Source organism: Imperialibacter roseus (assembly GCF_032999765.1).
GTDB classification, from domain to species: domain Bacteria; phylum Bacteroidota; class Bacteroidia; order Cytophagales; family Cyclobacteriaceae; genus Imperialibacter; species Imperialibacter roseus.
Genome location: NZ_CP136051.1, coordinates 1,751,210 through 1,763,502 on the forward strand (window position 1 = coordinate 1,751,210; position 12,293 = coordinate 1,763,502).

Here is a 12,293-nt window from a genome sequence, read left to right on the forward strand (position 1 = left end):
TGGATTTTCTCGGCTTTTCATTCTCCCTTATAATATATAAGGTATTACAGTTACGTGAGATCGAAGCGATCACACTGTGTGAGTGAGATTCCTTTCGTCAAACCTCTTATACTGCCTTTTGAATAATTGTGTCCGCACACAACATCATTTTAGAATGTTTTTTTATATATTGAACAAACACTCTATATGAATTAACATGGCTAGACGGCGCTTCTTACCTAAACAGGGATGGTTTCATCCATTGATCACTTTTATCTGCCGGTCGGCGTTGGCTGCAGGGTTTGTTGTCATGGTGTCGTGCAGCAGCGGCCCGCAGTTGCCACCCGGCGACCCTGATAACGGTGGCCTTGTGCTCCCCGGTGGCTTCGATGCTGTGGTGGTGGTCGACAGCCTCAAGGGCAGAACCCGGCACATGGCTGTAAACGACAATGGCGACATCTATGTAAAACTCCGTTTTCCACAGGAGGAAGGTGGTAATATGGCCTTGCGGGATGTGGACGGTGACGGCAAAGCAGACGAACTTCAGGTATTTGGCGACTACAAAAATGACGGAAGCTATGGGGCAGCCATGAGAATATACAATGGCTACTTGTACTACGGCTCCCAGCTGGCGGTGTATCGGCAGAAGCTGGTGCCTGGCAAACTGGTTCCGGATACTGAAATAGAAACAATTCTAACCGACGACCACGAGCACGGCAGCCATGAGCACATCGCCAAGGTCGTCTCTTTTGATGATAAGGGAAATATGTATGTCCCGTTTGGTACGCCTTCGAATGCCTGCATGCCGGTAAAGCGAACGCCCAATATGCCGGGGATGGATCCATGCCCACAGCTTGAAGACCACGGTGGAGTCTGGAAGTTCGATGCTAACAAGAAAAATCAAACGCAGAAAGATGGCACCAAGTTCGCAACGGGATTGCGCAGCATTGTGGCCATGGATTGGAATACTGAAGACAATAATCTGTACGTAGTCATGCACGGTCGGGACGACCTGCTCCGGCTTTGGGCGCAGAAGTACAGTCCCTGGGAAAGCGCCATGCTGCCAGCTGAGGAATTCCTGCGGGTGACAGAAGGCACCAACGCCGGTTGGCCCTACTGCTACTACGATCAGATAAAAGGCCAGAAGGTACTCGCTCCGGAATATGGTGGCGATGGCGATAGCATCGGACGCTGTGCTGATTTTGTCGATCCCTTGATGGGTTTCCCGGGGCATTGGGCGCCCAACGATCTTTTCTTTTATACAGGCGATCAATTTCCCGAGCATTATAAAAACGGTGCCTTTATCGCATTTCATGGCTCTACCAATCGGGCACCCTATCCGCAGGCGGGCTATTTCATTGGGTTTGTACCCTTCAGGAACGGTCAACCCTCGGGCGATTGGGAAGTGTTTGCCGATGGCTTCGCCGGAGTTGATCCTGTTGTCAATGTAAGCGACGCTATTTACAGACCTATGGGCATAGCCATGGGGCCCGATGGCTCACTCTATTTCTCTGATACTGAAAAAGGGAAAATCTGGAGGGTAATGTACAAGGGAGATAGGGGCAGCTTTGGCACCGAACAACTGGCCAAAATGGAAGAACGTAAGAATGCCTCCAATATCCGCACACCTGACAAGATTGAAGATAACCTTGAAAAAGGAGTGAAAGTGGCCGGAGAAAAGACGTATCTGACTTATTGTGGGTCTTGCCATCAGAACAACGGCAAAGGCGCCTCTGGTAGATTTCCTCCGCTGGCTGGAGCGCCCTGGGTGGTTGGCGACAAAGGCTTGCTCATTAGTATTGTGCTCAATGGCATGGAAGGAAGCATTACGGTAAATGGAGAAGAGTATAACAACGTGATGCCTCAGCACAGCTTTTTGAGTGATGAGGAGGTGGCCAGGGTACTCACCTATATCCGGCAAAGCTTTGGAAATGAGGCCAGTGAGGTTTCCACGGAAGATGTAGAAAAAATAAGACGGACATTATAAACTATCAGATCATGTTAAGCAGAAGAAAACTTGTAAAACGCTTAGCCAGTCTTCCTTTGATAGGAGGGTTTGTGGGCAGTGGTATTCCTATTCAATCCGTTGCCGCAGCAACACCTGCGGCGAAACCTGCACAAAACTTATTCAAAGAGCTGGGGATACGCCCATTGATCAACGCCCGTGGCACCATGACGTTTTTGTCAGGTTCTTTGATGGAGCCTGAGGTGATGGCGGCGATTAACGCAACTGCACACGACTTCGCCAACATGCATGAACTGACCGACAAAGTGGGTGAGCGAATCGCAGAGATGCTACAATGTGAAGCAGCCATGGTCACTTCCGGGGCTGCATGTGCTCTTACCATTGGCACTGCGGCTGCTATTACCGGGATGGATATGGATAAAATCAAACAAATCCCTAACCTGCCTGGCCCTAAGCCAGAAGTGATTATTCAGAAAAAGCATCGCTATGTATTTGACCAGGCGGTGCGCACTGCCGGAGTGAAGTTGATAGAAGTAGAAAATGCAAAGGAAATGGAGGCTGCCTTTAACGAGCGCACGGTGATGACCCTCTTCTTTAATGGTGCGGTCGATTGGTATGGCATTGAAGATAGTATCAATCACGAGGATTTTGTAGCCATCTCCAAACGTCATAATATTCCTTCTTTTATAGATGCAGCAGCGGATGTGCCGCCAGTGGAGAACCTTTTCAAATACCAAAAGATGGGCTTTGACCTGGTCACCTTTTCCGGTGGAAAAATGATTCGTGGCCCACAAAGCGCAGGCCTGCTCTTTGGTCGCAAAGACTTAATTGAAGCTGCTAAGCTTAATTTTTCTCCTCATGAAAGCCCCATTGGGCGATCCATGAAAGTGAACAAAGAGGAGATATTTGGCATGTACGCCGCCTTGAAGCTCTATCTTGAAAAGGACCATAAAAAAGAATGGCAGGAGTGGGAGGGACGAGTAGCCGATATCACCAAGACAGTAGAAACCGTGCCCGGGGTAAAAGGAGAGATGCACATGCCTAAAGGCAGGGCCAATGTATTTCCAGGGCTTTTGGTGAAGTGGGATCAGAACAAGGTAAAAATCAAGCCAAAGGACGTAGTGGAGGCGCTTAGGGCTGGTGAGCCGAGGATTGAAACCTCTGCCGGAGACGATGCTCTTCGCATCACCGTGGTTACTTTGTTACCCGACCAGGTGCCAATTGTTGCCAGGCGAATCAAAGAAGTGCTTCAGGCAGCAGTGTAACAATGCCTGAGCCAACCTATTTTTAGTTAAGACCTATTTAAACGACAAACCTATGCTAAGTAGAAGAAAACTCATTAAACGCCTTTCAGCCCTGCCTTTTGTAGGAGGGATCATCGGTGGTGGCGTGCCTCTTGCAGCCATTGCCGCTGCACCTGCAGCCCCTTACCGTGATTACTTTGCCGAGTTAGGCGTGCGCACCTTCATTAATGCGGCAGGTACTTACACCGCTATGACTGGCTCTTTGCTAAGAGATGAAATGAAAGACGCTTACAACTACGCCTCGGAGCATTATGTAATGCTCGACGAGTTGCAGGATAAAGTAGGCGAGAGAATTGCAAAGTTGCTTAAATGTGAGGCAGCCACGGTCACTTCCGGAGCCTTTTCGGCGATGACTTTCGGGATGGCAGGCGTGCTCACCGGCATGGATCCCAAAAAAGCAGAGCAGATTCCACACCTGGACGGCACAGGGATGAAAACAGAGGCGATCATTCAGAAGTCTCACAATATTGGTTATGCTCATGCTGTGCGTAACTGCGGAGTGAAAGTGATTGAGGTGGAGACCAAAGAACAGTTGAAAAAGGCCATCAATAAAAACACGGCTTTGATGCTTTTTATCAATGCCTATGAGCCTAATGGACAGATCAATGCAGAAGAATGGCTGAAGACGGGCAAGGAGAATAATATCCCCTGCATGAACGACTGTGCGGCTGATGTGCCACCGGTGGAGAATCTGTGGAAGTTCACCCAAATGGGCTATGACCTGGTATGTTTTTCAGGAGGCAAAGGACTGAGAGGCCCCCAGAGCGCAGGCTTACTGCTCGGTAAAAAAGAACTGATAGCGGCAGCCCGGTTGAGCGCTCCGCCAAGAGGCAATACTGTCGGCAGAGGAATGAAAGTGAACAAGGAAGAGGTGCTCGGCATGTGGGCTGCACTGGAGGCCTTTGTAAATGGAGACCATGAAAAAGAATGGAAGTTGTGGGAAGGCCAGATCAACCTTATTGCCGACTCCGTAAAGGGTATTGATGGACTGACCATCAAAATTCATGTGCCCCCCATTGCCAACCATATTCCTACCCTGGATCTTTCATGGGATACCAAAAAGGTAAAAATATCAGGCAACGGCCTTAAAGATGTGCTTCGAAGCGGTCACCCGTCGATAGAGGTTGCGGGTGGTGGCGAAAACTCCGTCAGTATCACCACCTGGATGATGCGTCCAGGACAGGAAAGAATTGTTGCGGACCGAATCCGTGACGGCCTTGAGAAAGCAGCAGCGGGTTAAGGGCTTTGATTGTAGGTGTCGGCACGGCAAATTGCCCCTGAGCAAGAGCCGTCAGACACCGGATTCTATTCAAAAATGGTCAGCAGGGTGTGAAGACACACCCTGCGACATGGTATGTCCACACCCCCGCCTTACATGTAGTTATCTCGGCAGCACCACAGGGTTAGCGATGCCATTTAAGTCGTAGACGATTCTTCCTCCCTTAATAGTCATTTCGCACTCAAACTTTTGTGTGCCCGTTTCTTTATGCCCCCGATAGTCGAAGAAGCCAAAGTTGCCTTTGCGCATATTCAGAATAGCCACGTCGGCAATCGCCCCCTCGGAAAGGTGCCCGAGCTCCGTTCGCTGGATAACCTGCGCAGGTTTCCAGGTGGAGGCATTGATGACCAGCTCCAAATCCATCCCCATCTGAAGGAATTTCGACATCACACTGAGCTGATCTTTCATGGCATTGTTGAAGCTGCCCGCATGGATGTCGGTGCTGATGGTGGTAGGATAGAAACCCGCTTTGATAGCAGGAATGGCCTGTGAATAGGAAAAGCTTATGCCACCGTACCCCACGTCAAACACAATCCCCCGTTTTTGCGCATCCCAAACAAAAGGTTTCAATTTTTTGGTAGCCGGATCAACAATAGGTTCTCTCGTATCCAGTTCCCCGAAGGCATGGGTGAAAATATCACCTGGTCTGAGGTGCTTCATAAAAAGGTCTTCGATCGAAAGAGGAGGGTTGTTCCCGCCAAAATCAACTATCACAGGCATTTTTGCAAGGTTACCTGCTTCTACGGCATTGTCTACCGGCGTCCATTCGGGGCCATTGAAATGAGCCACTTTAAAGCCTACAATATGTTCCTTATTTGACCGTGCCACAGCAGCAGCCATGCGGGGGTCCATGTCATTCAGGTTCTGCTCGTACACGCCGCCTCTCATGCCTTCACCAACAATGTTGAGAAACGACAGTACCCTGGTTTGAGAGTTATCAATGATGTTCTCTTTGAATGTAGGGAACGACTTCCAACCGGATCCTCCTGCGTCCACAATGGTAGTCACACCTACACGAAAGGTGAATCCGTCCGGCATAATAGCCGTCAACCCGTCGCTCAGGTAATGGTCAGGTTGTGTGCCGAAGAATACGTGTCCGTGTATGTCGATCAGCCCTGGGGTGATGTACATGCCTTTCGCATCTACCACCTGCCTGGCGCCGGTAGCATCGATGGTTTTGGCTACCCTGGCAATCTTTCCGTCGTGTATGGCAACATCCATCAACTCATTGATGTTGTTTTTGGGGTCAATGACGTGACCTCCTTTGATAACGATTTGGTAGGGCTGCGCTACGATGCTGGCAGTGACAAAGAAAAAGGCAATAATAGATAAGAAGCGTTTCATTGTAGTGGATTCAGGGTGTGAAAAGGAAGCCCGTCGTCTCACGGCGCCGGGCATTCATAGATAGTATTTTAAACGTAGGCGATGCAATCAATCTCCACCAGGGAGTCGCCGGGTACGCCACCGTAGGTTGCCACCGTGGTTCTCACTGGTGGCTTCGCACCAAACCTGCCTTTGTAAACCTCATTCATGGCTTTGTAGTCATTCAAATCAGCGAGGAAAACACTTACCTTTAGTACCTTTTCCATGGAGGATCCTGCTTTGATGAGTTCTTTTTCCAGTTCCTTTAGCACATGATCGGTGTGTGCTTTGATGTCGCCTTCGAAATGTGCCCCTTTTCCGGCGATAAACACCAGATTACCCATTTGAGTGGAGCCTGAAAATAAAGGCATGTCCTGAAAGGTAGTAATGTTGTTAGCCTTCTTTTCAAGAGTAGCTGGTGCGGCGTTGGCCGATGAGACGGCTCCAAAACCAGCGAAGCCAGCTATACCGGCAAAAAGTTTTTTCAGGGTAGATCTGCGTTCTAGTTTTTCCATGATAAGAGTCAGTTTAGCGTTGTATGATTGAGTACATGAGTAATATGACGTACAGCCTCAATTTGAGAAAAAAAAGCGAGAGTTAAAACTCTTATTATTTGTAAAATAGGGGGTGTGTGCGCAAACATCAGGCTAGCGACTCCAAATTTCGATCGAAGAGTGAAGCGGGAAAGCGGCGATTCAATATGATGAGTTCTGGTTTTTACCTTCCCTGATTAACATACTCTACCTGAATTTGAAGGATTGGTCGTGCACCGCTGGAAAGTGTAAGTGCATTTTTGTCGAGAGCAACCACATACCGGTTGCTATTCAGACTGTTAACAATCAGTGCGGTAGGCGTCTCGGTGATTGTATAAAGAAGTTTGTGGTTCCTTTTTCTTCTCTGGAATATACTGACCTCTTTTTTCTCGTCGTCGGCATGAACGTAATACGCCTTTCCTAATGTTAGCTGATTCTCAATCATAGAAACTTCAAAAGGCCGATTGGTTTCTGCTCTGAAAGTCGAGTTCGATGTTTTCATAATTTCTGCCCTTACTTTGCCCTTTCTGGCAAATGTTGGCCCGCTTTCGCTCAGTGAAAAAGTGAAGTCTTCCTTGTTGTTTTTGGTTACTTTAGTTTGCTCACCTTCCTGCTCCAGGGTGCGACAAATGGTTGCAGCTTCATCGGCGTCTCTTCCGCTACCCGTGCACAACTGGTCGCCTGCTTGAACAATAAAATGCTGTCTTTTTTTGGGTTGGCCATCTACACTGCAGTTGGTAGTCTTCAGGGTAAAGTCCCTGCTTTTATCCAGCTTTAAGAGATAACCCAGATCGAGGCATAAATTCCTGTTAAGGTCGAAAAACAGACCATTGCTCAGATCGAAGCCAAGGGGGTGGTAGCTCACAGGCTGCTCATGGTATTGATCATTTATATAGGAATAAGTTTTTTGTCTGATTAAGTCGGCACGCAGGCTGTACATATCGAAAGCAGGGCGAATGACTAACGGCTCTGGAAGAACTCGTGATGCTGAGTCAACCGGAATAATGCGAGGCCCCGTGCAACCGAAAAGGCAGATGATTAATAGCCAGGGTAGTGTGTTTTTCATAGTTATTGAATGCTGTTGCGGAAACACCCTCAAGATTTGTACCAAGCGGGGCTTTCGTATCTGCCGAGTCATGCGAAATTAAGGGAAAGCCACTTCGAATAATTGAATGAGGAAGAAATATCATTCTGGTGTATATTACCCTTTCGCTTAATAACTACACCTACTTACATGCTACTTACCTTTTTATCTTTTCTGGCTTTTACGGGTTTCGTCGCTCTTTTTTCGTGGTACAAACTCCGCAAAGACAAGCTGGACACTCAGGACGGCTACTTCCTCGGAGGCCGCAGCCTTACCGGCGTAGTCATCGCTGGCTCCATGCTACTTACCAATATTTCTACCGAGCACCTGATAGGGATGAATGGCTCGGCTTACAAAAATGGCTTCATCATCATTGCGTGGGAGGTGACGTCGGCGGTAGCGCTGGTCATTGGCGCTCTCTACTTCATTCCGACGTTCCTCAAAATGGGCTTGACGACGATCCCGCAATACCTTGAGTACCGCTTTGACCGAATTACGAGAACGCTGGTGGCTCTTTTCCTGATTGTATCGTTTGTAGTTACCCTGTTGCCGATTGTGCTTTATACTGGCGCTATTAACCTCGAAAGCATCTTTAACGTGTCTGAAACACTTGGGGTCACTCAGGGGCAGGGGCTGTGGGTGACAGTTATCATAATAGGAGTGATAGGCTCTATTTATGCCATTTTCGGTGGTTTGAAGGCGGTCGCTTTTTCTGACACCATCAATGGCTTTGGTCTGTTTATAGGAGGTCTGCTGGTGCTTGGGTTTGCTCTTTGGGACATCGGCGATGGCAATATGATTGAAGGCCTGAGTAAAGTGTACAAGGCCGCACCTGAGAAGTTCAATGTGATAGGAGCAAAGGATTCGGTGCTGCCATTCGAAACACTCTTTACCGGGTTGATGATTAACCAGCTGTACTTCTGGTGCATGAATCAGACCATTATTCAACGGGCTTTTGGGGCAATGAGCCTTGCGGAGGCGCAGAAGGGCCTTTTGTATACCGGCGTGCTAAAGCTGCTGGTGCCGTTGATCATTATTTTGCCTGGTGTGATTGGCTTTTACTATTTCGGCGACTCCCTTTACAACAATCAAGATTTGATCTATCCCGAGCTCATTAAAAAAGTGTTGCCGGTCGGCCTCACTGGTTTCTTTGCTGCAGTAGTGCTGGGGGCCGTGCTAAGCACGTTTAACAGCGTGCTCAATAGTACGGCAACCATTTTTAGTTTGGGTATTTATAAGCGGCACCTGAACAAAGACGCTTCTGAGAAACAGCTGGTGTGGATAGGGAAATTGACGTCTATCATCCTTGCCGTTTGCGCCATTGTTGCCGCTCCTATGGTGGCTGGAGCTCCAGAAGGATTGTATCAACTTCTGCAGCAGCTCAATGGTATCTTCTTTATTCCCATCGCTTCCATTCTTATCGCAGGCCTTTTTATACCCAGAATATCTGCCGTGGGAGCGAAGGCAGCGCTTTTTATTGGTCTGGCTTTTTACATCCTTACCAGTTTCATCTTTAAAGTCGATATACACTTCGTGCACCTGTGGGGCATTGAGTTCATCTTAAATATGATAGTGATGTTTGGCGTGTCTTACTTTTACCCCAATACCAATACGTTTAAACCCGCCGATATTGAGTCGATACAAATGCATCCGTGGAAGTATGCCAGGCATCTCGGGCTGCTTCTGGTAGTACTTACCGTCGCTATTTACATTTGGCTGGGACAATGAATTGGTTTAGAATCTCGGTTTGAATTATTATCTTCAACGTCGTTTAGTTAAGAGGCTCGGTTTCCCGATTCTGTTTTACCCCTGTCCCTGAAGGGCGAAGAATGGTCGTTAGCATACCCCTTTAGGGAATAAAAGGGTAATAAGGCTCTTAACTAAACAACATTGTTAATATCTTAGTAAAAATTTAAGCACCCATGAAGGACGTTACACCTCATCAAATGGAAGAGCTTTGGGAGGAAGATCTTTTAGAAAGATACCCCGAAGAAGGAAAACCTGCCAAGGCAAAAGAGGAATTCAGAAACTACGATGATCCCGCCAGAGATACGGTAAGAGAATTTTACCGGGTCAACCACATCCATCAGACCTATGATTTTGTGATGGCAAAGGAAAAGGAGTTTCTCAAGTTTGATAAAAGGGAAATGAAGCTCTGGGATGCTGTAGAATTTCTGAATACCCTGGTAGACGATTCCGACCCTGACACCGATCTTGATCAAACACAGCACCTGCTGCAAACTTCTGAAGCCATTCGTGCCGATGGGCACCCCGACTGGTTTGTGTTGACAGGCTTTCTTCACGACCTGGGAAAGGTGCTTTGCCTCTTTGGTGAGCCTCAGTGGTGTGTGGTGGGTGATACGTTTCCAGTGGGCTGCAAGCATTCCGACAAGATCGTTTACCCAGAGTTTTTCAAGGATAACGCTGATACTTATAACGAGCGCTTCAATACCAAGTATGGTGTTTACGAACCAAATTGTGGGTTGGACAATGTGCACCTTTCATGGGGGCATGATGAATACATTTACCAGATCATGAAGGACTATCTTCCGCAGGAAGGACTGGCAATGCTTCGTTATCACAGCTTTTACTCGCAGCACAGGGAGAATGCCTACGAGCACCTGATGAACAAGGATGATCATAAGTTGTTTGAGTGGGTGAATAAATTCAATCCGTACGACTTATACTCAAAGGCTGCCACTCCTCCGAATGTGAAGGAGTTGAGACCCTATTACGAAGACCTGGCGTCGAAATATCTACCAGATACTTTGAAGTTTTAGTGAACGAAATTAGCAATATTAAACCGGGGCTCACCTCCGGTTTTTTTTATTTTACCCTATGAAGAATCTGTTATTATTATTTGCTGCCGCCTTTTCAGTTGGAGCACTTTCAGGATGCGAAGAGCCTGAGCAGAAACGCCCCAACATCCTTCTGGTGCTTACGGACGACCAGGGGTGGGGCGATCTGGCCTTTCACGGTAACGACAGCATCGATACACCACACCTTGATTGGCTGGCACAGCATGCCACAGAGTTTACAAGATTCTACGTTTCTCCGGTTTGCGCCCCTACAAGAGCAAGCATCCTTACTGGCCGCTATCACCTGGCTACCGGAACTTCATGGGTAACCCACCGAATGGAAGTCATGCGTGAGGAGGAAGTGACAATCGCCGAGGTGATGAAGGCTGCCGGTTATCGCACAGGGCTGTTCGGAAAGTGGCACAATGGCAAGCAGTACCCGCACGACCCGCTAGGGCAGGGCTTTCAAGAGTTTTTCGGCTTCAAGGAAGGCCACTTTAATAACTACTTTGACGCTGTGCTCACCCATAACTTTGAGGAGGTAAAAACACAAGGATACATGGCTAATGTGCTGGCAGACAAAGCCATGGAGTTTATGGCCAGCGATGGCCCCTTTTTGTGCATGCTGACGCTCAATACACCTCATGGACCTTTTCAGGTGCCCGACGAGTATTTTGATAAGTATGCGGCGATGGGATTGAGCAACAAGGATGCGGCCGTGTATGGAATGGTCGAGAACATTGATGACATCATGGGGCGTTTGCTTGATCATTTGAATGCTATTCAGAAAGAGGAAGAAACGATCGTTATTTTTATGACAGATAATGGTCCCAACGGCGTGCGTTACAACGGCGGCTTCAAAGGTATCAAAGCACACGTAGATGAAGGGGGAGTGAGGGTGCCCTTTTTGATCCGATATCCAAGATTGGGCTGGGACAAAGGGGCGAAGATTGAAAAGATGGCAGGCCATATCGATATTCTACCCACACTAGCTGAGCTGACTGGGGTTGTGCTGCCCGATAGTTTGAATATTCATGGAAAGAGTTTGCTTCCAATGACTGATTCGGCGCCGGGCCGGCCCGACCGGAAGTTTTACACGCACCAGGTGATTCGTGAAATGGATACCATTCCTTCGGCGGTTCGAACCGATCAGTATTTGTTGACCATGAAGCCTAATGAAACGGCTCTTTACGACCTGTTGGCCGATCCGTACCAAAAGCAGAATATTATCGATTCGCTACCAGAGCTGGCGGCAAATATGCAGGCAGACTATCGGAATTGGTTTAGTGAAGTAACCAAAAAAGGAACAACGCCGGAGCCCATCCAGGTAGGCCATTCTGGCGTGCCGGAAGTGGAGTTGCCTGCACCTGATGTGTTTGCTAAAGAAGCGGTAGAATTTAAAGGAGGGATGGGCTGGGCCAACGACTGGTTCACCGGCGTGAACAATGAGTCAAAAGCTATCTGGGATTTGCTGGCGGTAGACACAGCCACCTATGCGGTGTATGTGGAAATGGCATGTGAAACAGCAGCCCCTTTTAATGTTCGCATTTCGCTTGGAAGCGAGGTTGTTCAAAAAGAAGTTTCCGCAAGCCTTTCGGCTCCGCAGCTCGAAAGCCCCGATCGTGAAGACCGGGGAGAGGTATATGAAAGAAAATGGCCACTGGTATTTGCAGGCAACCTGAAAGTAAGTCCGGGAAGTGGCGAACTAAGTGTCAGTGTTAACGGTTTTTCTGGAAGCAGCCTGGAGATTAAGTCAATCAGGTTGAGGATGTTATAATGATTGATGAATTAAAGTGAAAAAAGTATTGTGTGGAAAAGTAAGATTCCGCATCTTTGCAGCCTCGTTTTGAGAATCAGGGCACACGGAACCTGATTAATTGAAGTACGGGATGTAGCGCAGTCCGGTAGCGCATCTGGTTTGGGACCAGAGGGTCCCAGGTTCGAATCCTGGTATCCCGACTCCGCCCGCCATAGCTTTTTCAGCGACG

9 protein-coding genes and 1 tRNA gene are annotated in these 12,293 nt (G+C 48.1%); 7 read left to right on the forward strand and 3 right to left on the reverse strand.

The window, feature by feature from the left end; genetic code table 11:
* Positions 1 to 289 precede the first annotated feature (289 nt).
* From RT717_RS07575 to RT717_RS07585, 3 genes are read left to right on the forward strand one after another with little or no spacing between them, the layout of a single operon-like run.
* On the forward strand, positions 290 to 1,966 hold the full coding sequence (locus RT717_RS07575; RefSeq protein ID WP_317492347.1) for a c-type cytochrome: 1,677 nt from the start codon (positions 290 to 292) through the stop codon (positions 1,964 to 1,966).
* 11 nt (positions 1,967 to 1,977) lie between these two features.
* The gene (locus RT717_RS07580) at positions 1,978 to 3,210 is read left to right on the forward strand and encodes an aminotransferase class V-fold PLP-dependent enzyme (RefSeq protein ID WP_317491132.1); all 1,233 of its coding nucleotides are present in this window, start codon (positions 1,978 to 1,980) and stop codon (positions 3,208 to 3,210) included.
* Between the two features lie 52 nt (positions 3,211 to 3,262).
* Positions 3,263 to 4,489 (forward strand): selenocysteine synthase, encoded by a 1,227-nt coding sequence (locus tag RT717_RS07585; RefSeq protein WP_317491133.1) that lies wholly within the window; start codon positions 3,263 to 3,265, stop codon positions 4,487 to 4,489.
* Between the two features lie 141 nt (positions 4,490 to 4,630).
* On the opposite strand, the gene RT717_RS07590 is transcribed toward RT717_RS07585, so the two are convergent.
* The 3 genes from RT717_RS07590 to RT717_RS07600 form a co-directional block, all read right to left on the reverse strand.
* Positions 4,631 to 5,872, reverse strand: a complete 1,242-nt coding sequence (locus RT717_RS07590; RefSeq protein ID WP_317491134.1) for an amidohydrolase/deacetylase family metallohydrolase — start codon at positions 5,870 to 5,872, stop codon at positions 4,631 to 4,633.
* A gap of 68 nt (positions 5,873 to 5,940) precedes the next feature.
* Positions 5,941 to 6,405, reverse strand: coding sequence for a RidA family protein (locus RT717_RS07595; RefSeq protein ID WP_317491135.1), 465 nt, complete (start codon positions 6,403 to 6,405; stop codon positions 5,941 to 5,943).
* Positions 6,406 to 6,607: 202 nt separating this feature from the next.
* Positions 6,608 to 7,489 (reverse strand): hypothetical protein, encoded by an 882-nt coding sequence (locus RT717_RS07600; protein ID WP_317491136.1) that lies wholly within the window; start codon positions 7,487 to 7,489, stop codon positions 6,608 to 6,610.
* A 168-nt stretch (positions 7,490 to 7,657) separates the two neighbouring features.
* Here RT717_RS07600 and RT717_RS07605 point away from each other — a divergent pair, with 168 nt between their 5' ends.
* The 4 genes from RT717_RS07605 to RT717_RS07620 all read left to right on the forward strand — a co-directional run bounded on the left by RT717_RS07605 (position 7,658) and on the right by RT717_RS07620 (position 12,264).
* Positions 7,658 to 9,235, forward strand: a complete 1,578-nt coding sequence (locus tag RT717_RS07605; RefSeq protein ID WP_317491137.1) for a solute:sodium symporter family transporter — start codon at positions 7,658 to 7,660, stop codon at positions 9,233 to 9,235.
* A gap of 194 nt (positions 9,236 to 9,429) precedes the next feature.
* Positions 9,430 to 10,287 carry an inositol oxygenase family protein gene (locus RT717_RS07610; protein WP_317491138.1) on the forward strand — a complete coding sequence of 286 codons (858 nt, stop codon included), beginning with the start codon at positions 9,430 to 9,432 and terminating at the stop codon, positions 10,285 to 10,287.
* A 58-nt stretch (positions 10,288 to 10,345) separates the two neighbouring features.
* Positions 10,346 to 12,082 carry an arylsulfatase gene (locus RT717_RS07615; protein WP_317491139.1) on the forward strand — a complete coding sequence of 579 codons (1,737 nt, stop codon included), beginning with the start codon at positions 10,346 to 10,348 and terminating at the stop codon, positions 12,080 to 12,082.
* Positions 12,083 to 12,190: 108 nt separating this feature from the next.
* Positions 12,191 to 12,264: transfer RNA gene (locus tag RT717_RS07620), tRNA-Pro, on the forward strand.
* The last annotated feature ends 29 nt before the right edge of the window (positions 12,265 to 12,293 follow it).